Source organism: Kitasatospora sp. CB01950, from assembly GCF_001905465.1.
In the GTDB taxonomy this organism is placed as follows: Bacteria; Actinomycetota; Actinomycetes; order Streptomycetales; family Streptomycetaceae; genus Kitasatospora.
Window position 1 is genome coordinate 320228 of the sequence record NZ_LISX01000003.1, and the last position, 26291, is coordinate 346518.

Here is a 26291-nt window from a genome sequence, read left to right on the forward strand (position 1 = left end):
GAACCAGGACGGCGACTCCCGATGGTGAACGACGACAAGCTGAGGGACTACCTCAAGCGCGTGACGGCGGACCTGCACCACACCCGCCGGCGCCTGACCGAGGCCGAGGAAGCGGGCCGCGAACCGATCGCGGTCGTCGCGATGAGCTGCCGCTACCCCGGCGGCGTACGGACCCCCGAGGACCTGTGGCGCCTGGTCACCGACGGCACCGACGCCATCACCGGCTTCCCCGGCGACCGCGGCTGGGACCTGGACCACCTGGACGACCCGGACCAGCTGCGCGAGGGCACCAGCCACACCGCCCTGGGCGGCTTCCTCGACGACGTCGGGCACTTCGACCCCGGATTCTTCGGGATCTCCCCGCGCGAAGCGCTCGCGATGGACCCGCAGCAGCGGCTCCTCCTGGAGACCACCTGGGAGGCGTTCGAACGGGCCGGCATCGACCCCGCGACCCTGCGGGGCAGCCGGACCGGCGTCTTCGCCGGCGTGATGTACCAGGACTACGCGGTACGGCTGCGCCAGGTCCCCGACGACGTGGCCGGCTACATCGGCAACGGCAGCTCCGACAGCGTCGCCTCGGGCCGCGTCGCCTACACCTTCGGCCTGGAGGGCCCGGCGGTCAGCATCGACACCGCCTGCTCCTCCTCGCTGGTCGCCATCCACCTCGCCGCCCAGGCCCTGCGGGCCGGCGACTGCACCCTGGCCCTCGCCGGGGGCGCGATGGTCATGTCGACACCCGTCCCGTTCGTGGAGATGAGCCGCCAGGGCGGCCTGGCCCGGGACGGCCGCTGCAAGTCCTTCTCCGCCGCCGCCGACGGCACCGGCTGGGGCGAGGGCGTCGGCATGCTCCTGCTGGAGCGCCTCTCCGACGCCCGACGCAACGGCCACCCGGTCCTCGCACTGATCCGCGGCACCGCCGTCAACCAGGACGGCGCCAGCAGCAGGCTCACCGCCCCCAACGGCCCCGCCCAGCAGCGCGTCATCCGCCACGCCCTGGCCAACGCCGGACTCACCCCCGCCGACGTGGACGTGGTCGAGGCGCACGGCACCGGCACCCCGCTGGGCGACCCGATCGAGGCCCAGGCCCTGCTGGCCACCTACGGGCAGAACCGCGCGGACGGGCAGCCGCTGCTGCTCGGCTCGCTGAAGTCCAACATCGGGCACACCCAGGCGGCGGCCGGCGTCGGCGGCGTCATCAAGACCGTCCTCGCCATGCGGCACGGCACCGTCCCGCCCACCCTGCACGCGCAGGACCCGTCCCCGCAGATCGACTGGACCGCGGGCGCGGTGCGCCTGGTCACCGCGAACACCCCCTGGCCCGAGACCGGACGGCCCCGCCGGGCCGCGGTGTCCTCCTTCGGCGTCAGCGGCACCAACGGACACGTCGTCCTGGAACAGGCGGACGAACCCGTCCCGGAACAGGCCGCCCGCTACGAAGGACCCGCCGCCCCCGCCGTCCTGCCCTGGGTGCTCTCCGGACGCACCGCCGAAGCGCTGCGCGCCCAGGCCGCACGGCTCCGCGACCACCTCGACGCCCACCCCGGACCCGGCCCGGCCGAGGTCGGCCACGCCCTCGCGACGACCCGCGCCGGGCACGAGCACCGGGCGGTCCTGATCGGCGCCCACCCCGACGAGTTCCGGGCCGGCCTCGACGCCCTGGCGGCCGGCCGCACCGTCCCCGGCCTGGTCCTCGGCACCGCCGGAACCGGCGGCGAAGTCGCCCTGGTGTTCCCCGGACAGGGCTCCCAATGGGCCGGCATGGCCGTCGAACTCCTCGACTCCGCCCCCGCCTTCGCCGCCCGCATCGCGGACTGCGAACGCGCCCTGACCCCCTTCGTCGACTGGTCCCTGGAAGCCGTCCTGCGCGGCGCCCCCGGCACCCCGCCGGCCGACCGCGTCGACGTGGTGCAGCCGGCGCTGTGGGCCGTCATGGTCTCGCTGGCCGAACTGTGGCGCTCCCACGGCATCACCCCCGGCGCGGTCATCGGCCACTCCCAGGGCGAGATCGCCGCCGCCGTGGTGGCGGGAGCGCTGAGCCTGGAGGACGGGGCGAAGGTCGTCGCCCTGCGCAGCCGGGCGATCCGCGCGCTGTCCGGCCGCGGCGGCATGGCCTCGGTGGCCCTGCCCGCCGAACAGGTCGCCGAACACCTCGCCCCCTGGGACGGCCGGCTCTCCGTCGCCGCCGTCAACGGACCCGCCTCCACCGTGGTCTCCGGCGACACCGACGCGCTCGACGCGTTCCTCGAGCGGACGGCGGCCCTGGACATCCGCAGCCGGCGCATCCCCGTCGACTACGCCTCGCACAGCGTCCACGTCGAGGACATCCGCACCGAACTGCTCGCCCGGCTCGACGGACTGACGCCCCGCCCGTCCGCCGTCCCGTTCTACTCCACCCTCAGCGGCGGCCTGCTGGAGGACACCACCGCCCTGGACGCCGACTACTGGTACCGCAACCTCCGCGGGACCGTCCGCTTCGAACAGGCGACCCGCGCCCTGCTCGCCGACGGCTACCAGGTCCTCCTGGAGAGCAGCCCGCACCCCGTCCTCACCGTCGGAGTGCTGGAGACCGCCGAGGACGCCGGCACCGACGCCACCGCCGTCGGCACCCTGCGCCGCGACGACGGCGGCCCCCGCCGGTTCACCGAGTCCCTGGCCGAACTCCACCTGCGCGGAGTCTCCCCGGACTGGGACACCGTCTTCGCCGACCGCCGCCCCGGACGGGTGGAACTGCCCACCTACGCCTTCCAGCGCGACCCGTACTGGCTGGAGGACGGCGCCGCGCCCGACGCCGACGTCACCTCCGCCGGACTGACCCCCGCCGACCATCCGCTGCTGGGCGCCGTCGTCGTCCTCGCCGACAGCGACGGCCTGCTCCTCACCGGCCGCCTGTCGGCCCGCACCCACCCGTGGCTCGCCGACCACGCCGTCGGCGGCCGCGCACTGCTCCCGGGCACCGCCTTCCTGGAACTCGCCCTCCAGGCCGGAGCCCGCGTCGGCTGCCCCCGGGTCGAGGAATTCACCCTCCAGGCCCCCCTGGTGCTGCCCGAACACGGCGGCACCGTGCTGCGCCTCACCGTGGGCGCCCCCGACTCCCTGGGCCACCGCCCGCTCAGCCTGCACTCCCGGCCGGACACACCCGCCGACGGCGACCTCGACGGCGCCCTCGACGAGGAGTGGACCAGGCACGCCGAAGGCGTCCTGGCCCAGGACGGCGCGGAAGGCGCCGAGGCCGACGGGCCGATGCCCTGGCCGCCGCCCGGCGCCGAACCCCTCGACCTCGACGGACTGTACGACCGCTTCGCGGCGGGCGGATTCGCCTACGGTCCCGCCTTCCAGGGCCTGCGCGCGGCCTGGCGGCGCGGCGACGAGCTGTTCGCGGAGGCCGTCGTGCCCGCCGGGCCCGCACCCGACGCCGCCCGCTTCGGCCTGCACCCGGCCCTGCTGGACGCGGCCCTGCACGCCACCGGCGTGCCCGGCACCCCCGGCGCGGACGCCCACCCCGAGGGACGGCTGCCGTTCTCCTGGAACGGCGTGACCCTGCACGCCGCCGGCGCCGACGCGATCCGCGTCCGGCTCGCCCCGGCCGGACCCGACACGGTGACGCTCGCCGTCGCCGACGCGACCGGCGCCCCCGTGGCGACCGTGGACGCGCTGGTCCTGCGGCCCGCGGGCACTATCGGCGCCGCCCCTGTTCCCGGCGGCCGCCACCACCAGGACCTCTACGCGACGGAGTGGGTCACCGCACCCCCGCGCGGCAGCGGCGCACCCGCCCACCGCACCACGGACCTGGCCACGCTGCTGGCCGCCGTCGACGCCGGAGCCCCGGTGCCCGAGACGGTCCTGCTGCTCTGCGCGGAGACCGCGGAGCCCGCCGACGCGGCGGTCCGCGCGGCCGTCCACCGGGCGCTGGCCGACGTCCGGACCTGGCTCGCCGACGACCGCTTCGCCGACTCGCGCCTGGTGTTCGCCACCCGGGGCGCGGTCAGCACCGGGGACGGGGAGGACGTCCGCAACCCCGCGCACAGCGCGCTCTGGGGCCTGGTCCGCTCGGCCCAGTCCGAACATCCCGGGCGCTTCGCCCTGCTCGACCTCGACGCCGACGACGAGCACGGCACCTCTGCGGGCGTCGCCGCGGCCCTCGCCTCGATCGCCTCGGGAGAACCGCAGTCCGCCGTCCGCGGCGACGACGTCCGCACACCCCGCCTGGTCCGAGTCCTCAGGAACGACGCGGTGGAGCCCCGTTCGGCCTTCGACCCGGACGGCACCGTCCTCATCACCGGCGGCACCGGCCTGCTCGGCTCCCACGTCGCCCGCCGCCTGGTCACCGGGCACGGCGTCCGGCACCTGCTGCTGCTCTCCCGCAGCGGCCCGGCCGCCGCCGGAGCCGAAGAACTGCGGACCGAACTCGCCGCGCTGGGAGCCCAGACCGCCGTCGTCGCCTGCGACGCCGCCGACCGGACCGCCCTGGCCGCCGTCCTCGCGGACCTGCCGGCCGCGCACCCGCTGACCGCCGTGGTCCACACCGCGGGCACCCTCGACGACGGCGTCGTCACCGCACTCACCCCCGAACGGGTGGACGCCGTGCTGCGCCCCAAGGTCGACGCCGCCCTCCACCTGCACGAATTGACCCGCGACCGCGACCTCACGCACTTCGTGCTCTTCTCCTCGGCCGCGGGCACCTTCGGCGGCCCCGGACAGGCCAACTACGCCGCCGCCAACGCCTTCCTCGACGCCCTGGCTACCCGGCGCCGGGCGGCAGGGCTGGCCGGCCAGTCCCTGGCCTGGACCCTGTGGGAGCAGCCCAGCGCCCTCACCGGACACCTCGACGAGGACGACGTACGACGCCTCGCCCGGTCCGGCATGCCGCCGCTCTCCACCGAGCGAGGACTCGCGCTCTTCGACACCGCCCTCACCGTGGACCGGGCCGCCCTGGTCCCGATGCGCCTCGACGCCGCAGCTCTGCGCTCCGCGGCGGCGGACGGCACCCTGCCGCCGCTGCTGCGCGGCCTGGTGCGCACACCGCCGCGCCGGGCGGCCACAGCCGCAGAGGCGACGGCCGACGACAACGCCCTGCGCCTGCGCCTCGCGGCCCTCGACGGCACCGGACGGACCCGGCTGCTCGTCGAACTCGTCCGCACCCACGCGGCAGCAGTCCTCGGCCACGCCACCCCGGACACCCTCGACCCCGGACGGGCCTTCCGCGAACTGGGATTCGACTCGCTGGCCTCGGTGGAACTGCGCAACCGCCTGAACGCCGCCACCGGCCTGCGGCTCCCCGCCAGCCTGGTGTTCGACCACCCGACCCCGGCGGCGCTCGCGGACTTCCTGCGCGCCGGACTCACGGACACGGCCACGGCCACGCCCGCCGTACCTGCGGGGCCGGCCGACCGGAACGGGGACGCGGACGACGACCTGATCGCGATCGTCTCCGCGGCCTGCCGCCTCCCCGGCGGCGTCCGCTCACCCGAGGACCTGTGGCGGATGCTGGCCGAGGGCCGCGACGGCGTCTCCGGGTTCCCCACCGACCGCGGCTGGGACGTCGAAGCCCTCTACGACCCCGACCCCGACCGCATCGGCACCTCCATCACCCGCGACGGCGGCTTCCTGTACGACGCCGCCGACTTCGACGCGGAGTTCTTCGGCATCTCGCCGCGCGAGGCCCTCGCCATGGACCCGCAGCAGCGGCTGCTGCTGGAGACCACCTGGGAACTCTTCGAGCGCGCGGCCATCGACCCGTCCGCCCTGCGCGGCGCCCCCGTCGGTACGTACGTCGGCCTGATGCAGCAGGACTACGCCGCCCGGCTGCTGCCCTACATCCCCGAGGACGTCGAAGGATTCCTCGGCACCGGCAACTCGGGAAGCATCGTCTCCGGACGCCTGGCCTACTTCTTCGGCCTGGAAGGCCCCGCGGTCACCGTGGACACGGCGTGCTCGTCCTCGCTGGTGGCCCTGCACCTCGCGGTCCGGGCCCTGCGGTCCGGCGAATGCTCGCTGGCGCTGGCCGGCGGCGTCAACGTGATGTGCAGCCCCGAACTGTTCGTCGAGTTCAGCCGACAGGGCGGACTCGCCCCGGACGGCCGCTGCAAGTCCTTCGCCGCGGCGGCCGACGGGACGGCCTTCGGCGAGGGCGTCGGCATGTTGCTGGTGGAGCGGCTGTCGGACGCGCGGCGCAACGGGCATCCGGTGCTGGCGGTGATCCGTGGCTCGGCGGTGAATCAGGACGGTGCGAGCAACGGGCTGACGGCACCGAACGGTCCGTCGCAGCAGAGGGTGATCCGGGCGGCGCTGGCGGACGCGGGGCTGGCGGCGTCGGACGTGGACGTGGTGGAGGCGCACGGCACGGGGACGCGGTTGGGTGACCCGATCGAGGCGCAGGCGCTGCTGGCCACGTACGGGCAGGACCGTCCGGCGGACCGTCCGGTGTGGATCGGCTCGCTGAAGTCCAACATCGGCCACGCCTCGGCTGCCGCCGGTGTGGCGGGGGTCATCAAGTCGGTGCTCGCCCTGCGGCACGGCGTGATGCCGCGCACCCTGCACGTGGACGGCCCGACGCCCGAGGTGGACTGGTCGGCGGGCGCCGGCCGACTGCTGACCGAGGCCCGGACGTGGGACGACACGGGCCGCCCGCGCCGGGCCGGCGTGTCCTCCTTCGGCGTCAGCGGCACCAACGCCCACGTCATCCTCGAACAGGCCCCGGACGACCCGACAGCTTTCGTCGACGGGCCCGGGACACCGGAGACCGTGCCCCTGCTCCTCTCCGCACGCACCCCGGAGGCGCTGCGCGCCCAGGCCGCCGCGCTGGCGGCCCGGATCGGCGACGGCTCGGGAGTCCGCGCCACGGACGTCGCCTTCTCCCTGGCCACGGGCCGCAGCGCGCTGGCACACCGCGCGGTGCTGGTGGGCACCGAGGAGAACCTCGCCGAGCACCTGACCGCGCTGTCGCAGGGTGCTGCGGTGCCTGGCGGCGGGTTGGTGTCCGGTCGTTCGGTGCTGGTGTTCCCGGGTCAGGGCTCGCAGTGGGTGGGGATGGCTGCGGAGCTGCTGGCCGAATCGGCTGTGTTCGCGGGGCGGATGGCGGAGTGCGGGCGGGCTCTGGCGCCTTATGTGGATTGGTCGTTGGCGGAGGCGCTGGGTTCGGAGCAGTTGTTGGCGCGCGTCGATGTGGTGCAGCCGGTGCTGTGGGCGGTGATGGTGTCGTTGGCGGAGCTGTGGCGTTCGTTCGGTGTGGTTCCGGACGCGGTGGTGGGCCACTCGCAGGGCGAGATCGCGGCCGCTGTGGTGGCGGGCGGTCTGAGCATCGACGACGGCGCCCGTGTGGTGGCGTTGCGTTCCCGGGCGATCCGTGCGTTGGCGGGCCGGGGTGGGATGGCGTCGGTGCCTCTGCCGGTCGAGGCGGTGCGGGAGCGAATAGCGGGCCGGTTGTCGGTGGCGGCGGTGAACGGCCCGTCGTCGACGGTGGTGTCGGGTGACGCGGACGCCGTGGTGGAGTTCGTTGACGCGTTGGTGGGGGAGGGTGTGCGGGCGCGTCTGATCGAGGTCGACTACGCGTCGCACTCCGTGCATGTGGAGGAGATCCGCGAGGAGTTGCTGTCCGATCTGGACGGGATCGCTCCGAGGCCGGGTTCTGTGCCGTTCTTCTCGACGGTGACGGGCGGTTGGCTGGACACGGATGTTCTGGACGCCGAGTACTGGTACCGGAATCTGCGGGAGACCGTCGAGTTCGGGCAGGCCACGGCGGAGTTGCTGGGGGAGGGTTTCCGGTTCTTCGTCGAGTCCAGTCCGCATGCGGTGTTGTCGGTTGCGGTGGGGGAGTCGGTGGAGGCCGCGGGTGTGGACGCGGCGGTGCTGGGGACGTTGCGTCGTGGCGAGGGCGGTCCGGCGCAGGTGTTGCGTGCGGTGGGTCGTGCGTGGGAGTGCGGGTTGGGGGTGGACTTCTCGGGTGCGTTCCCGGGGGCGCGGCGGGTGGACCTGCCGACGTACGCCTTCCAACGAGCCCGCTACTGGCTCGACGTCCCGACCACGAGCTGGGACGTCGCCTCGGCGGGTCTCGCCACGACCGGGCACCCGCTGCTCGGTGCGGTGACGCAGGTCGCGGACTCCGACGAGCTGCTGCTCAGCGGCCGGATCTCGCTGCGTACCCACCCCTGGCTCGCCGACCACGCGGTGTCGGGCGTCGTCCTTCTCCCCGGCACGGCCTTCCTCGAACTCGCGCTGCGCGCCGGGGCCGAGGCGGACTGCCCGGTGGTCGAGGAACTCACCCTCGGATCGGCGTTGGTGCTCCCGGACGAGGGAGCCGTTCACCTGCAGCTCCGGGTCGCCGCGCCCGACGGCGACGGTCGGCGGAGGCTCAGTGTGTTCGCCCGCACGACCCGGGACGCCGACGCGCCCTGGACGGAGCACGCCACGGGCACCCTGGTGCCCGGGCCCGCCGGGGATCCGGTCGGAGCCGCGGCCGGTCTGCTGAGCTGGCCGCCGTCCGGTGCCGAACCCGTGGACACCGGTGACCTCTACGAGCGCTTCGCCGAGGCCGGCTACCACTACGGCCCCGCCTTCCGTGGCATCCGTGCCGCGTGGCTCCGCGACGGCGAGGTGTTCGCCGAGGTGGTGCTGCCGGAGTCGCAGCACGCCGACGCCGCCGGGTGCGTGCTGCACCCCGCGCTGCTGGACGCGGCCCTCCAGACTGCCGCACTGCTGCCCGACCAGGACGGCGGGGCCCGGCTGCCCTTCAGCTGGAACGGTGTGACCGGCGGGATCACCGGGTCCACCACGCTGCGGGTGCGGCTCGCCGCCGGCGCGCCGGACTCCGTGACCCTGCACGCCCACGACCTGTCGGGACGGCAGGTGCTCGGCGTGGAGGGCCTGCTGCTGCGGCCCCCGGCCGCGGGCGGGCCGCTCGCCGCGACCGCTCACGCCGACCTGCTGTACCGCCTCGACTGGACCCCGGCCACCGACCCGGCCGACAGCGCCGTGCCCACCTGGGCCGCCCTCGGCGATGCCGTCCCCGGCGCGGCGACGTTGCTGGACCTCGACGCCCTGGGAGCCGCCCTCGAAGCGGGTGCCGCCCTCCCCGAGGTGATCGTGGCGGCCGTCGCCACCGCCGACCTTCCCGACCCTGCCGACCGGGTCCGCGTCACCGCGCACCGGGGCCTGGCCCTCGTCCAGCAGTGGCTGGCCGACGAGCGGTTCGCCGAGGCCGGGCTGGCGCTGCTCACCAGGGACGCGGTCCGTACCGGACCGCTCGACCGCCCCGTCGATCCCGCCCAGGCCGCCCTGTGGGGCCTGGTGCGCAGCGCGCGGGCCGAGAACCCCGGGCGCTTCGTCCTGATCGACGCGGCCGGGACGGGCGAGCCGACGGACGCCCTGCCCGCGGCGCTCGCCGCCGGGGAACCCGAGCTGGCGTTGCGGACCGGCGGGCCGCTGCTGCCGCGGCTGGTCCGCGGCGGCCGGCCGGACGGCACGCTGTCCCTGCCGGACGGCGCCGCCTGGCGGCTCACCACCGACGGCCGGGGCTCCGTGGAGGACATCGCGGCGGAACCCGCTCCTGCGGTTCTCGCCCCGCTGGGCAAGGGCGAGGTGCGGATCGCGGTGCGCGCCGCCGGCCTGAACTTCCACGACGTCATCGCCGCGCTCGGCCTGGACCCCGACCCCGAACAACAGGGCCTGGGCAGCGAGGGCGCCGGAACCGTCATCGAGGTCGGCCCGGGTGTCGACGACCTGGTGCCCGGGGACCGGGTGATGGGGATCTTCGGGGGCGCGTTCGGCCCGACCGCCGTCGCCGACCGCCGCACCGTCGCCCGGATACCGGCGGGCTGGTCCTTCGCCCGCGCCGCATCCGTGCCGGTGGTGTTCCTCACCGCCTACTACGGCCTGTTCGATCTCGGCGAACTGCAGCCCGGGGAATCGGTCCTGGTCCACGCCGCGGCCGGCGGTGTCGGCATGGCGGCGGTACAGCTCGCCCGGCACGCCGGTGCGCGGGTGTTCGCGACCGCCTCCCCCGCCAAGTGGGACGTCCTGAAGGCCGGTGGACTGGACGCCGAGCACATCGCCTCGACCCGTACCACCGACTTCGCCGAGACGTTCCTGACGGCCACCGGCGGGCGGGGCGTCGACGTCGTACTCGACAGCCTGGCGCGGGAGTTCGTCGACGCCGGTCTGCGGCTGCTGCCGAACGGCGGCCGGTTCGTGGAGATGGGCAAGACCGACGTCCGCGACCCCGGGACGGTCGCCCGGCAGCACCCCGGGGTGCGCTACCGGGCGTTCGACCTGATGGAGGCCGGTCCGGAGCGGATCGGCGAGATGCTCGCCGACGTCCTGGACCTGTTCGAGCAGGGAGTGCTGCGTCCGCTGCCCGTCACCGGCTGGGACGTCCGGCAGGCCCCGGCCGCGCTGCGCTCGCTCAGCCAGGCCCGGGGCGTCGGCAAGAACGTCCTGCTGCTGCCCGCTGCGCCGGACCCCGAAGGGACCGTCCTGGTCACGGGGGCCACCGGCACCCTGGGACGGCTCCTCGCCCGGCACCTGGTCGTCGCGCACGGCTCCCGGCACCTGCTGCTGGCGGGCCGCCGGGGCGGATCCGCCGACGGAATGCCGGAGCTGGTGCGGGAACTGACCGGACTCGGGGCGTCGGTGACCGTCGCCGCCTGCGACGTCGCCGACCGCGCCGCGCTCACCGCGCTGCTCGGGTCGGTGCCTGCCGCGCACCCGCTGACCGCCGTCGTCCACGCGGCCGGTGTCCTGGACGACGCCACGATCGCCGGGCTGACCCCGGACCGGCTCGACCGCGTCCTGCGGCCCAAGGCGGACGCGGCGCTGGCCCTGCACGAACTCACCCGGGACCTCGACCTCGCGGCGCTGGTCCTGTTCTCCTCGGGCGCCGCCCAGTTCGGCGCGGCCGGGCAGGCGAACTACGCCGCCGCCAACGCGGTCCTCGACGCCCTCGCCGCCGAACGCCGGGCCGAGGGGCTGCCCGGCCTGTCCATCGGCTGGGGCCTGTGGGAGGAGCGCAGCGGGATGACCGCCGCGGTCACTGCGGGCCGGGGCACCGGAGCGGGCGCGCTGACCTCGGCGGAGGGCCTCGCCCTGTTCGACGCGGCGCTGGACTCCCCGTACGCCTACCGGCTCGCGGCCAGGATCGCCCCGTCCGTGCTGCGGGCGGACGACCGGCTGCCCGCCGTGCTCCGCGGCCTGGCCCGCCCCGCCCGTACCGCCGCTTCCGCCGCGGCACCGGCCCGCTCGCTGGCGCAGCAGCTCGCCGAACTGCCCGACGCCGAACTGCACCGGACCCTGCTCGACCTGGTGCGCGGCAACGCGGCGGCGGTGCTCGGCCACAGTTCGCCGAACCTGATCCGCCCGGCCCGCCCGTTCAAGGAGGTCGGCTTCGACTCCCTCACCGGGGTCGAACTGCGCAACCGGCTGGTGTCCGCGACCGGGCTGCGACTGCCGGCCGCGCTGGTCTTCGACCACCCCACCCCGGAGGCGCTGGCACGCCACCTCGCCGAGCGGGTCACCGCCGCCCGCCCGAGCGGCGACGCGGCGGTCCGGGCCGGGCTCGACACCCTGGAGACCCTGCTCGACGCCCTGCCGCCGGACGGCGTCAGCGACGAACTCGCCGCCCGGATACGCGAAGTGCTGTCCCGCCCGCTGCCCGGCGGGACACCGGCCACCACCGCCCGCCCCACGGGCGACGCGGACGACCTGGCCCCCGACCTGATCGAGGCGGCCAGCGACGACGAGATGTTCGAGTACATCGACCGGCAGCTGGGATCCGCATGACCAGGGCACCGTTCCGCGCACCCTGCGCCCCCTGCGCAGCCCGCGCAGTCCGAGACGAGACCCGAGCAGCCCGAGACGAAAGCAGCGGTGTCCAGTGAGCGACCAGAGGATGCGTGACTACCTCAACCGGGTGACCATCGACCTTCGGGACACCCGGCAGCGGCTCCGGGAGGCCGAGGCCCGCACCAGCGAGCCGATCGCGATCGTGGCGATGAGCTGCCGCTTCCCCGGTGGTGTCCGCACCCCGGAGGACCTGTGGGACCTGCTCGCCGAAGGCCGCGACACCGTCGCGCCCGTCCCCGGCGACCGGGGCTGGGAGAACGCCTGGCCGTCCGGCGGCACCGTCCCCGGGCGGGGGGCGTTCCTGGACGGCGCGGCGGACTTCGACCCGGAGTTCTTCGGCATCTCGCCGCGCGAGGCGGTCGCGATGGACCCGCAGCAGCGGCTGCTGCTGATGGCGTCCTGGGAGGCCGTCGAGCAGGCCGGCATCGACCCGCTCACCCTGCGGGGCAGCCGTACCGGGGTGTTCGCCGCAGCCATCGACCAGGGGTACGCGACGCTGGGCTCCGGCGCCGCCGAAGCCGTCCAGGGGTTCCTGATGACGGGGAACTCGATGAGCGTGATGTCCGGGCGGGTGTCCTACGCGCTCGGACTCGAAGGCCCCGCCGTCACCGTGGACACCGCCTGCTCGGCCTCGCTGGTGGCGCTGCACCTCGCGGCGCGCGCCCTGCGGGCCGGTGAGTGCTCGCTCGCCCTCGCCGGCGGGGTCAGCGTGATGGCGCTGCCGGCGGTGTTCGTCGAGTTCAGCCGGCAGGGCGCGATGTCCGCCGACGGCCGCTGCAAGCCGTTCGCGGCGGCCGCGGACGGCACCGGCTGGGGCGAGGGCGTGGGGATGCTGCTGCTGGAGCGGCTGTCGGACGCCCGCCGCAACGGCCACCCGGTGCTGGCCGTGCTGCGCGGTTCGGCGATCAACCAGGACGGTGCCAGCAACGGCCTGACCGCCCCCAACGGCCCCTCCCAGCAGCGGGTGATCCGGGCGGCGCTCGCGGACGCGGGGCTGACGACGTCCGACGTGGACGCGGTGGAGGCGCACGGCACCGGCACCACCCTCGGCGACCCGATCGAGGCCGACGCGCTGCTGGCCACGTACGGCCAGGACCGGCCCGCCGGGCGTCCGCTGTGGCTGGGGTCGCTGAAGTCCAACATCGGGCACACCCAGGCCGCCGCCGGGGTCGCCGGGGTCATCAAGACGGTGCTCGCGCTGCGGCACGGGGTCCTGCCGCGCACCCTGCACGTGGACGCGCCCACCCCGCACGCCGACTGGTCCTCGGGCGCCGTCGAACTCCTCACCGAGGCCCGCGACTGGCCCGCCGTCGACCGGCCGCGCCGGGCCGGGGTGTCCTCGTTCGGCATGAGCGGCACCAACGCGCACGTCGTCCTCGAACAGGCACCGGAGCCGGAGCCCGAGCCGGAACCGGCGGACGGGCCGGAAGCGGCCGACGGACCGGAAGCGGCGCCCGGGGCCGTGCTGCCCTGGGTGCTGTCCGGCCGTACCGCGTCCGCGCTCGGGGACCAGGCGGCCCGGCTGCGCGCCCGGCTCGCCACGGACGCGCCCGCACGGTCGGCCGACATCGGGTTCTCGCTGGCGACCACCCGGTCCGCCTTCGAACACCGGGCCGTGGTGATCGGCGACGGGCACGACGCCCTGCTGGACGGCCTCGCCGCCCTGGCCGGACCGGGCGCGGAGCTTCCCGTCTCCCCGGCCGCCGACGTCGTCGCGGGCACCGGCCGGGTCGTCGAGGGCCGGACGGCACTGGTGTTCCCCGGCCAGGGCTCCCAGTGGGCCGGCATGGCACAGGACCTGCTCGCCACCAGCCCCGCCTTCCGGGACCGCCTCGCCGCCTGCGACGCCGCCCTCTCCGCCCATGTCGACTGGCGGCTCCCCGCCGTCCTGGAAGGCGCACCAGGGGCACCCTCCCTGGAACGGGTGGACGTGGTGCAGCCGGTGCTGTGGGCGGTGATGGTGTCACTGGCCGCGCACTGGGAGTCCTGGGGCGTCCGGCCCGACGCCGTGGTCGGGCACAGCCAGGGCGAGATCGCCGCCGCCGTGGTGGCGGGAGCGCTGAGCCTGGAGGACGGGGCGAAGGTCGTCGCCCTGCGCAGCCGGGCCATCCGGGCGCTGGCCGGACTCGGCGGCATGGTCGCGATGTCCCTGCCCGAGGACCGGGTCCGCGCCGAGATCGCCCCCTGGGCCGAGAAGCTGTCGGTGGCCGCTGTCAACGGGCCCGCCGCCGTGGTGGTCTCGGGGGAGACCCGGGCCCTGGCCGAACTGCTCGCCCACTGCGCCGCACAGGGCGTACGGGCCCGGTCCGTCCCTGTGGACTACGCCTCGCACTCGGCCCAGGTCGAAGGGATCAGGTCCGAGGTGCTGGCCGCGCTGGCCGGCATACGCCCGCTCCCGGCCCGGATTCCGCTGTTCTCCACCGTCACCGGCGACCGGCTCGACACCACGGTCATGGACGCCGACTACTGGTACCGCAACCTCCGCGGGACCGTCCGCTTCGATGCGGCCGTCCGCTCCCTGATCGAACAGGGCCACGAGGTCTTCGTCGAGGTGTCGCCGCACCCGGTGCTGACCATGGCCCTCCAGGACACCGCCGAGGCCACCGGCGCCGAGGAGCCGCCCGTGGTCGTCGGCACCCTGCGCCGCGACGACGGCGGACTGCGCCGGGCCCTGCGCTCGGCCGCCGAACTGTGGGTGGCGGGCGCGGCCGTCGACTGGTCCGCGGTGTACGCCGGCACCGGCGCCCGCCCGACCGCCCTGCCCGGATACCCCTTCCAGCTGCGGCGCTACTGGCTGGAGCCGGAGGCGACGCCCGGCACCGGACCGGCCGCAGCCGACCCGCACGACACGGCCTTCTGGCACATGGTCGACCACGACGCCCCGGCCGAGATCGCCGCCCACCTCGCCGTCGACGAGGACGCCCTCGCCCCCGTTCTGCCCGCCCTGCGCGGCTGGCGCAAGCAGCGGCGCGACGAGAGCGTCATCGACTCCTGGCGCTACCGCATCGGCTGGCAGCCCCTGCCCGACCCGCCGGCCGCCACCTCCGCCGCCGGCACCTGGCTCGTCGTCCTGCCCGCCGGACACGACGACGACGCACGGGTACGCGGCCCGCTGCTCGCCCTCACCGAAGCGGGCGCCACCGTCGTCACGGCCGAAGTCGCCGCCGACGCCGTCCACCGCACGGACCTCGCGGACACGCTCGCCACCGCCCTCGGCGACCGCGTCCCGACGGGCGTGCTGTCGCTGCTGGCCGCCGACGACCGGCCCCACCCCGACCACCCGGCGCTGCCCACCGGGACGGCACTCACCGTCGCCCTGGTGCAGGCCCTGGGCGACCTCGCCCTCACCGCACCCCTGTGGTGCGCCACCGCCGGGGCCGTGTCCACGGGCCCGGACGACCCGGTCACCCACCCCCGCCAGGCACTGGTCTGGGGCACCGGACTGGTGGCCGCGCTGGAACTGTCCGCCCGCTGGGGCGGACTCGTCGACCTGCCGCCGGACCTCGACGCCCGCGCCAGGACCCGCCTCGCCGCCGTCCTGACGGCCCCCGGCACCGGCCCGGACGGCGTCGGCCGCGAGGACCAACTCGCCCTGCGCCCCACCGGCCTGCTGGCCCGCCGCCTCCGGCGCGCCCCCCGGAACGACAGCCGGAACGACAGCCGTACGAAGCACTGGAAGCCCCGCGGCACCGTCCTGCTGACCGGCGGCACCGGAGCCGTCGGCCCGCACCTCGTCCGCTGGCTGGCCCGCAGCGGCGCCACCCACCTCGTCCTGCCCGGCCGCCGCGGCCCCCAGGCGCCCGGCGCGGCCGAACTCGCCGCGGAACTGGCCGCCCTCGGCGTACGACTGACCCTGCCCGTCTGCGACCTGGCGGACCGTCAGGCCGTGGCGGCGCTGCTCACCGGTCTGGAGACGGCGGGCGACCCGGTCACCGCGGTCGTCCACGCGGCCGCGTTCGTCGCGCTCGCCCCCCTGGACGGCACACCGATGTCCGCGTTCGAACAGATCGTCGCCGCCAAGGCCGCCGGCGCCGAACACCTCGACGCCCTGCTCGACCGCGAACTCGACGCCTTCGTCCTGTTCTCCTCGATCGCCGGAGTCTGGGGCAGCGGCGACCACGGCGCCTACGCCGCGGCCAACGCCTACCTCGACGCCCTGGCCCAGCACCGCCGGGCCCGCGGCCTCACCGCCACCACCGTCGACTGGGGCATCTGGCAGGCCGAGAACCCCTTCCAGGACCGCACCGCCGGACAGGACGCCGACCTGTTCAACCTGGAGCAGCACGGCCTGCCCCGGATCGCCCCCGACCTCGCGGTCCACGCCCTGCAACAGGCACTGGACGACGACGAGACCGTACTCGCCGTCGCCGACGTCGACTGGGAGCAGTTCGCCGCCGTCTTCACCTCCACCCGCCCCAGCCCGCTGCTCACCGGCATCCCCGAAGCCCGCCGCGCCCTGGAAGCCGCGACCGGCGACACGGAGGCACCCGCCGCCGCACTGCTGCGCCAACGGCTCGCCGCCCTCGGCGAATCCGAACAGCACCGCCTGCTCCTCGACCTGGTCCGCACCCACGCGGCAGCCGTCCTCGGCCATTCCTCGGTGGACGCGATCCGGCCCGGCATGGCCTTCCAGGACATGGGCTTCGCCTCCCTCACCGCCGTCGAACTCCGCAACCGGCTCAACACCGCCACCGGACTGCGGCTGCCGTCCACGCTGATCTTCGACCACCCGTCGTCCACCGCGCTCGCCCGGGAGATCCGCGCCGAACTGCTCGGCCGGCAGGCCACCGACCCGGACCCCGCCGCCCCGGACGCCGCCGCGCACCCGCCCGCGTCCACGTCCGCGCCCGACGACGAGCCGATCGCGATCGTGTCCATGGCCTGCCGCTTCCCCGGCGGCATCGGCACCCCCGAAGACCTGTGGCGCCTGCTCGCCGACGGCGGCGACGCCGTCTCGGACTTCCCCACCGACCGCGGCTGGGACCTCGAAGCCCTCTACGACCCCGACCCCGACCGCCCCGGCACCTCGACCACCCGGCGGGGCGGCTTCCTGCACGACGCCGCCGAGTTCGACGCGGAGTTCTTCGGCATCTCGCCGCGCGAAGCCCTGGCCATGGACCCCCAGCAGCGGCTGCTCCTGGAGACCACCTGGGAGGCGATCGAACGCGCCGCGATCGACCCGGCCGCCCTGCGCGGCAGCCGCACCGGAGTGTTCACCGGCGTCAACTACGCCGACTACGCGGCCGTCGTCGCCCGGTCGGAGGAAGGAGACGGCCACCTGCTCACTGGCAGCGCACCCAGCGTCGTCTCCGGCCGGGTCGCCTACACCCTGGGCCTCGAAGGCCCCGCCGTGACCATCGACACGGCCTGCTCCTCCTCACTCGTCGCCATGCACTACGCCGGCCGGGCCCTGCGCGGCGGCGACTGCTCCCTCGCCCTGGTCGGCGGCGTCGCCCTGATGGCGACCCCCGGCGCCCTGATCAGCTTCTCCCGGCAACGCGGACTCGCCGAGGACGGCCGCTGCAAGGCCTTCTCGGACGACGCGGACGGCATGGGCATGGGCGAAGGGGTCGGCGTCCTGCTGCTGGAGCGGCTGTCGGACGCCCGCCGCAACGGACACCCGGTCCTGGCGGTGGTACGCGGTTCCGCCGTCAACCAGGACGGCGCCAGCAACGGACTCTCCGCCCCCAACGGCCCCTCGCAGCAGCGGGTGATCCGGGCGGCGCTCGCGGACGCGGGCCTGACGGCGTCCGAGGTGGACGTGGTGGAGGCGCACGGCACCGGCACCACCCTCGGCGACCCCATCGAGGCGCAGGCCCTGCTGGCCACGTACGGCCAGGACCGGCCCGCCGAACGGCCCCTGCTGGTCGGCTCCCTCAAGTCCAACCTCGGCCACGCCCAAGCGGCATCGGGTGTGGCGGGGGTGATCAAGACGGTGCTGTCCATGCAGCACGGGCAGGTGCCCCGCACCCTGCACGTCAGCAGGCCCTCCGGCCACGTCGACTGGACGCGCGGAGCGCTGGCCCTCGCGACCGAGCAGCAGCCCTGGCCGTCCCACGGCCGCCCCTTCCGGGCCGGAGTGTCCTCCTTCGGCCTGAGCGGCACCAACGTCCACACCATCCTCGAACACACCCCCCTGGAGGACGACGGCCCGCCGGCCGAACGCACCCCTCTGCCGGCGGTGCCCTGGCTGCTGTCGGCGAAGAGCCCGCAGGCACTGCGCCTCCAGGCCGACCGGCTGCGCCGCCACCTGGACGGCAACCCCGGGTCCGACCCGCGCGACATCGGATCCGCCCTGCACACGCGCACCGCCTTCGAGTACCGGAAGGCACTGGTCGGGGACCGGGACCAACTCCACACCCTGCTGGGCCGGATGGCCGACGACGACTCGGGAGCGTGGGACGGCGGTCGCCCGGTCGACGGTCGTTCGGTGCTGGTGTTCCCGGGTCAGGGTTCGCAGTGGGTGGGGATGGCTGTGGAGCTGTTGGCCGGGTCGGAGGTGTTCGCGGGGCGGATGGCGGAGTGCGGGCGGGCTCTGGCGCCTTATGTGGATTGGTCGTTGGCGGAGGCGCTGGGCTCGGAGCAGTTGTTGGCGCGCGTCGATGTGGTGCAGCCGGTGCTGTGGGCCGTGATGGTGTCGCTGGCGGAGGTGTGGCGCTCGTTCGGTGTGGTTCCGGACGCGGTGGTGGGCCACTCGCAGGGTGAGATCGCGGCCGCTGTGGTGGCGGGTGGTCTGAGTCTGGAGGACGGGGCGCGGGTGGTGGCGTTGCGTTCCCGGGCGATCCGCGTGTTGGCGGGGCGTGGCGGTATGGCGTCGGTGCCTCTGCCGGTGGACGTGGTGCGGGAACGCATGGGTCGGCTGTCGGTGGCGGCGGTGAACGGTCCGTCGTCGACGGTGGTGTCGGGTGACGCGGACGCCGTGGCAGCGCTGGTGGACGAACTCGTGGAAGAAGGGGTGCGGGCGCGTCTGATCGACGTGGACTACGCGTCGCATTCGGCGCATGTGGAGGAGGTCCGTGAGCGGTTGCTGTCCGATCTGGACGGCATCACGCCTCTCGTGGGTTCTGTGCCGTTCTTTTCGACGGTGACGGGCGGCTGGTTGGACACGGACGCCTTGGACGCCGAGTACTGGTACCGCAACCTCCGGGAGACCGTCGAGTTCGGGCGGGCCACCGAGACGCTGTTGGGGGAGGGTTTCCGGTTCTTCGTCGAGTCCAGTCCGCATGCGGTGCTGTCGGTCGCGGTGGGGGAGTCGGTGGAGGCCGCGGGTGTGGACGCGGCGGTGCTGGGGACGTTGCGTCGCGGCGAGGGCGGCCCGGCGCAGGTGTTGCGTGCGGTGGGTCGTGCGTGGGAGTGCGGGTTGGGAGTGGACTTCTCGGGTGCGTTCCCGGGGGCGCGGCGGGTGGATCTGCCGACATACGCCTTCCAGCGCAGCCGCTACTGGCCCGAGCCGGCGCCCACGACGGCGGCCGATGTGGGCTCGGCCGGGCTCGACCCGGCCGACCACCCCGTCCTCGGAGCGGCCATCGAGCTGGCCGACACGGGTGAACTGCTGCTCACGGGCCGGATCTCGCTGCGTACCCACCCCTGGCTCGCCGACCATGCGGTGGCCGGTACGGTCCTGCTGCCCGGTGCGGCCTTCGCGGAACTCGCGGTACGTGCCGCGGACGAGGCCGGCTGCCACACGGTGGAGGAACTGACGCTCCAGGCACCGCTGTTGATACCCGTCGACACCGCCGTCCGCCTGCAGGTTCGGGTTGGTGCCACGGACGCGCACGGCAGCCGCTCCCTGGACCTGTTCTCCTGCCGCGAGGACGCGGCGACCCCGCACTGGACCGCACACGCGACCGGCACGCTCATCGCCGACGCCACGACCCGCGAGCCGTCGTCCGCAGCCGTACCGGACGACGCCGGCTCCTGGCCCCCGCCCGGTGCCGTCCCGATCCCCGTCGACGACCTGTACGAGCGGTTCCGTGCCTCCGGTTACGGCTACGGACCCGCCTTCCGCGGGCTCACCGCTGCCTGGCGGCGGGGTGACGAGATCTTCACCGAGGTACGCCTGCCCGAGGACCAGCACCGGTCCGCCTCCGCCTTCGGCGTGCACCCCGCGCTCCTGGACGCCGCCCTCCAGGGCCTGTTCCTGCGCGCTCGGCCGGACACCGGACGGGGCCCGGACCGGCCGTCCGCCGGACTGCCGTTCTCCTGGAGCGGAGTCGGGCTGCACGCCTCCGGAGCCACCGCGCTCCGGGTGCGGCTCGGTTTCCGGCCGGACGGATCGGTGTCGATCGACGCGACCGACCCGAACGGCCTCCCGGTCGCGTCGGTCGAGGCGCTCGCCGTCCGCCCGATCGACCTCGAGGCCCTCCGCCCGGGCGGCGGCCCGGAATCCCTCTACCGGGTGCAGTGGTCGGCGGTGCCCGCCACCGCACCCGCCGACCCCCTCGGACACTGGGCTGTCCTCGGCGGCGGGGAGCTCTTCCCGGACAGCCATCCGGACCTGGCCGCGCTCGGTGCCGCGCTGGACGGGGGAGCGCCGTCGCCCGCCGCCGTGCTGGCCTGGTGCGACCACACCCCGGACCTGCTGTCCCCGCCCGACGCCGCATCCGTGCACACCGCACTGGACGATGCCCTGCGGCTCGTCCAGGACTGGCTGGCCGACCCGCGGTGGGACGACGGCACCCGGCTCGTGCTCGGCACCCGGGGCGCGGTCGCCACGGCAGCCGGCGAGGAGGTCACCGACCTCATCGGTGCCGCGGTCCGCGGCCTCGTCCGCTCCGCCCAGTCCGAGCACCCGGACCGCTTCCTGCTGATCGACACCGACGATCCGGCCGCCGTGGCCGGCCTGCTGCCCCGGGCACTGGCCGGAACGGAACCCCAACTGGCGATACGCGGCGGACAGCTCCTCGCCGCCCGCCTCACCAGGGCCACCGTCGCCACGGATCTGGACACACCGTCCGATATCGCCGCAGGAGGGGGAACCGTCCTCGTCACCGGGGCCGGCGGCGCGCTCGGCGGCCTGGTGGCACAGCACCTCGTGACCGCGCACGGCGTACGGAACCTGCTGCTCGTCGGCAGGCGCGGCACGGACGCCCCGGGCCTGGCCGACCTCGCCGCCGAACTGCGCGGCCTCGGCGCCCGGGTGGACGTGGAGGCCTGTGACGTCGCCGACCGGGACGCGCTCGCCGCCCTGCTCGCCGGCATCCCCGTCGACCGTCCGCTGAGCGCGGTCGTCCACGCGGCCGGCGTCCTGGACGACGGGACGATCGAGTCGCTGACCCCCGGGCGGATGCGCCACGTCCTGCGGCCCAAGGTCGACGCGGCCCTCAACCTGCACGCCCTCACGCGTGACCTGCCGCTGTCGGCCTTCGTCCTGTTCTCCTCCGCGTCCGCCACGGTCGGCAACGCCGGGCAGGGCAACTACGCGGCCGCCAACGCCTTCCTCGACGCGCTCGCCCAGCACCGCCGCGCTCTGAAGCTGCCCGCCCAGTCGCTCGCCTGGGGCCTGTGGGCGCGCCGCAGCACCATGACCGGCACACTCACCGCCACCGACCTGCGACGGATGTCCCGGGGAGGCACCGCGGCCATCGGCAGCGAAGAAGGTCTGGCCCTGTTCGACGCGGCGCTCACCCTGGACGAACCGCTGCTCGTCCCGGTCAAGATCGACCTCGGCCGGCTCCGGACGGCGGCCCGGACCGGACCCGTCCCGGCCCTGCTCTCCGCCCTGGTCCCCGGTGCCGCACGCCGCCCCGCCTCCGGGGCGGACGCCGCCGAGGCGGACACGCTGCGCCGCCGACTGACCGGCCTCACCCCGGAGGAACGCGTCGCCGCCCTGCTCGACCTGGTACGGAGCCGGGTCGCCGACATCCTCGGCCACGGCGGACCCGAGGCCGTCGACCCGGACCAGGCGTTCAAGGACCTCGGCTTCGACTCGCTCACCTCCGTCGAACTCCGCAACCGGCTCGGCGCCGCCACCGGCCGCCGGCTGCCCGCCACCCTGGTCTTCGACCACCCCACCCCGGCCGCCGTCGCCGCCTACCTCACCGGGCGCCTGGTACCCGACGGGCCGGGCGACCCCGCCGGCACCGGGAAAGCCGCCGGGGCGCACCTCGCCGACCGGCCGGAGACACCGGACACGCCGGCTCCCGCCGCCGACATCAACGCCATGGCCGTCGACGAACTCGTCCGGATGGCCCTGGGCGGCGAACGTGACTGACCGACAGCCGCAGAAGGAGAAGCCCAACCCCATGCCCACCGACACGGACCAGGTGGTCGCCGCCCTGCGCGCCTCGCTGGTGGACAACCAGCGCCTGCGGCAGGAGAACCGACAGCTCCGCGACGACTCCGCCGAGCCCATCGCCATCGTGGCGATGAGCTGCCGCTACCCCGGCGGCGTACGCACCCCGGAAGACCTGTGGGAGTTGCTGGTCAAGGAACGCGACGCGGTCTCGCCGTTCCCCACCGACCGCGGCTGGGACGTCGAGGGCGGCTTCGACGCCGACCCCGACGCCCCCGGCACCTTCTACGTCCGGGAGGGCGGCTTCCTCCACGACGCGACCGGCTTCGACCCCGGCTTCTTCGGCATCTCGCCGCGCGAGGCCCTCGCCATGGACCCGCAGCAGCGGCTGCTGCTGGAAGCGTCCTGGGAAGCGGTGGAACGCGCGGGCATCGACCCGGCGACCCTGCGCGGCAGCCGCACCGGCGTCTACACCGGAGTGATCTACAGCGAGTACGGGTCCCGGCTCGGCCGGGTGCCCGACGAAGTGGAAGGCTTCCTCGGCACCGGCACCATCCCCAGCGTCGCCTCGGGCCGGATCGCCTACACCCTGGGCCTGGAAGGCCCGGCGGTCACCCTGGACACCGCCTGCTCGTCCTCCCTGGTCGCCGTCCACCTCGCCTGCCAGGGGCTGCGCTCCGGCGACACCACCCTCGCCCTGGCCGGCGGCGTGACCGTGATGTCCACCCCCGGCCTGTACGTCGGATTCAGCCGCCAGCGCGGCCTGGCACCCGACGGACGCAGCAAGTCCTTCTCGTCCGCGGCGGACGGAGCCGGGTTCGGCGAGGGCCTGGGCCTGCTCCTGCTGGAGCGGCTCTCGGACGCCCGGCGCGCGGGGCACCCCGTCCTGGCCGTCGTCCGCGGCTCGGCCGTCAACCAGGACGGCGCCAGCAACGGGCTGACCGCCCCGAACGGGCCCGCCCAGCAGCGCGTCATCAACGGGGCGCTCGCCCGTGCGGGACTCGCCCCGTCCGAGGTCGACATGGTGGAGGCGCACGGCACCGGCACCGTCCTCGGCGACCCCATCGAGGCCCAGGCGCTGATGGCCACGTACGGGCAGGACCGGCCCGCCGGGCAGCCGTTGCGGCTGGGCTCGCTGAAATCCAACCTGTCCCACACCCAGGCCGCCGCGGGCGTCGGCGGGGTGATCAAGTCGGTGCTCGCGATGCGGCACGGCGTGATGCCGCGCACCCTGCACGTCGACCGCCCCTCGCCCCACATCGACTGGACCGAGGGAGCCGTCTCCCTGCTCACCGAGGCCGCCCCCTGGCCGGAGACGGGACGTCCGCGCCGGGCCGGGGTGTCCTCCTTCGGCGCCAGCGGGACCAACGCCCACGTCATCCTCGAACAGGCCCCCCTGGAGGACGACGGCCCGCCGGCCGAGCGCACCCCCCTGCCGGCGGTGCCCTGGATCCTGTCGGCGCGCACTCCGGATGCGCTGCGCGCCCAGGCGACGGCGCTGTACGAGCGGGTGGTGGCGGAACCGGGCCTGAGCATGGTGGACGTCGGCCATTCGCTGGCGGCGGGGCGTTCGCGGTTCGCGGAGCGCGCGGTGGTGGTGGGGGCCGACCGGGGCGAACTGCTGGCCGGTGTCGCCGCCCTGTCGCGGGGCGTGCGCGCGGCGGGCGTGACGGTCGGCAGTGGGGTGCTCCCGGGCCGTTCGGTGCTGGTGTTTCCGGGTCAGGGTTCGCAGTGGGTGGGGATGGCTGCGGAGTTGCTGGCCGAATCGGCTGTGTTCGCGGAACGGATGGCGGAGTGCGAGCGGGCTCTGGCGCCTTACGTGGATTGGTCGTTGGCGGAGGCGCTGGGCTCGGAGGCCCTGTTGGCGCGCGTTGACGTGGTGCAGCCGGTGCTGTGGGCGGTGATGGTGTCGCTGGCGGAGGTGTGGCGCTCGTTCGGCGTTGTGCCGGACGCCGTGGTCGGCCACTCCCAGGGCGAGATCGCTGCGGCGTGCGTGGCTGGTGGTCTGAGCCTGGAGGACGGGGCGCGGGTGGTGGCGCTGCGCTCCCGTGCCGTGGGAGCGCTGGCGGGGCGCGGCGGGATGGCGTCGGTGCCGCTGCCGGTGGACGTGGTGCGGGAGCGAATAGCGGGCCGGTTGTCGGTGGCGGCGGTGAACGGCCCGTCGTCGGTGGCGGTGTCGGGCGACGCGGACGCGGTCACCGCGCTGGTGGAGGAACTCCTGGAGGAAGGAGTGTGGGCGACCCGCATCGAAACCGACTTCGCCTCCCACTCCCCGCACGTGGAGGAGATCCGCGAGCGCCTGCTCGCCGACCTGGCCGGCATCACCCCCCTCCCGGGTGCGGTGCCGTACTACTCCAGCGTGACCGGCGGCCTGCTGGACACCCAGACCCTGGACGCCGAGTACTGGTACCGCAACATTCGGCAGACCGTCGAGTTCGAGCGGGCGACCCGCTCGCTCCTCGCGGCCGGGCACCGCGTCTTCGTCGAGTCCAGCCCGCAGCCCGCCCTGATGTACGCGATCGAGGACACGGCCGCCGACGCGGGCGCCCCGGAGACGCTGGTGCTCGACACCCTGCGGCGCGGCGCCGGAGGGCTCCGCCGACTGCAACTCGCCCTCGCCGAGGCACACGTCCGGGGCCTGCGCATCGACTGGGAGCGACTGTTCGCGGGAACCGGCGCCCAGCGGGTGGACCTGCCCACCTACGCCTTCCAACGAGCCCGCTACTGGCTCGACGCCCTGCCGGCCGACCGCGACCAGGCGGCCACCGGCCAGTCCGCCGCGGACCACCCGCTGCTCGGCGCCGCGGTCGAACTGCCCGACGACGCGGGCACCCTCTTCACCGGCCGGCTCTCCTCGGCCACCCACCCCTGGCTCGTCGACCACGCCGTGGCCGGAGCCGTGATCCTGCCCGGCGCGGCCCTCGTGGAGCTGGCCGCGCACGTGGGCCGCCGCCTCGGCTGCGCCCTCGTGGAGGAACTGACCCTCGCCGCCCCGCTGCTGCTGCCCGACGACCAGGCCGTGCACCTGCACGTACGGGTGGGCGCCGAGGACGGCACGGGACGGCGCCCGGTGGAGTTCCACTCCCGGCCCGAGGCTGCCCCCGGCGCCGCCGACCAACCCTGGACCCGGCACGCGACCGGCACGGTCGGCCCCCGGGACCCCTCGGCCGACCCGGACGACCCGGACGACACGGCCGAACCGGCCGGCACCTGGCCCCCGCCCGGCGCGGTCCCCCTGGACGTGGACGAACTGTACGGGCTGCTCGAAGCCCGGGGCGTCGCCTACGGCCCGGCGTTCCGGGGCCTGCGCGCCGCATGGCGCACCGCCGACGCGATCCACGCCGAAGTGGCCCTGCCCGACGGCCTCCCCGCCGGCGGAGCGGGCGGCTTCGGCGTGCACCCGGCCCTGCTGGACGCGGCCCTCCAGACGACCGGGCTGCGCGAAGGCGCCGCGACCGCGGAGCCCGCCGACGGCGTCCCCCTGCCGTTCTCCTGGCAGCGCGTCGCAATCGAAACCTCCGACGCGTCGGTCCTGCGCGTCCGGCTGCGCCCCGACGGCCCGGACGCCGTCGCCGCGCGGATCACCGATCCCTCGGGGCGCACCGTGGCGACGGTCGGCTCGCTCACCCTGCGCACGGCGTCCACCGCCGCGCTGCGGGCGTCCTCCGGCTCCGTCTTCCACGTCGGCTGGACGCCGGTCACTGCCGGGACCGGCCCGCGCCCGGTCACCCGCTGGGGCCTCCTCGGCCCGCGGGACGAGCGGCTGCTGCCGGCCGGCTTCCCCGTCGAACCCCGGTCCGCGGCACCCGACGCGCTGCTGCTGACCTGCCCGGCGGACGCCTTCGCCCGGGACGCGGACCCTGCGGCGGTGCACGCGGTCGCGTCCGGGGTCCTGGACCGCGTCCAGGCCCACCTGGCCGACGACACCACCGCCCGGACACCTCTGGTGGTGCTCACCCGGGGTGCGACCGGCCCGTTCGGCGCGCAGTCGCAGTCGCAGCCGGCGGACCTCGGCGCGGCGGCCGTCTGGGGCCTGCTCAGGGCCGCTCAGCTCGAACACCCCGACCGATTCGTGCTGCTGGACGTCGAAGGGCCGGACCCGGACGGTCTCGGTGACGCGCTCGCCGACCTCCTCGCCACGGGCGAACCCCAGGCCGCCCTGCGCGGCGGCGTCCTGTACGCGCCCCGACTGGCACGGCCGCCGGCCGCCACCGCCCCCGCCACC

General features: G+C 75.4%; 3 protein-coding genes. All 3 read left to right on the forward strand.

Annotated features, from left to right (window positions below):
• Positions 1-21: 21 nt before the first annotated feature.
• Entirely contained in the window at positions 22-11769 is an 11748-nt protein-coding gene (locus AMK19_RS09975) for a type I polyketide synthase (RefSeq protein ID WP_073810190.1), read from the forward strand.
• Between the two features lie 94 nt (positions 11770-11863).
• Positions 11864-22045 (forward strand): type I polyketide synthase, encoded by a 10182-nt coding sequence (locus tag AMK19_RS09980; protein WP_443134998.1) that lies wholly within the window; start codon positions 11864-11866, stop codon positions 22043-22045.
• A 31-nt stretch (positions 22046-22076) separates the two neighbouring features.
• Positions 22077-26291, forward strand: a 4215-nt coding sequence (locus AMK19_RS09985; protein ID WP_241844321.1) for a type I polyketide synthase, incomplete at its 3' end; no start/stop codon positions are given.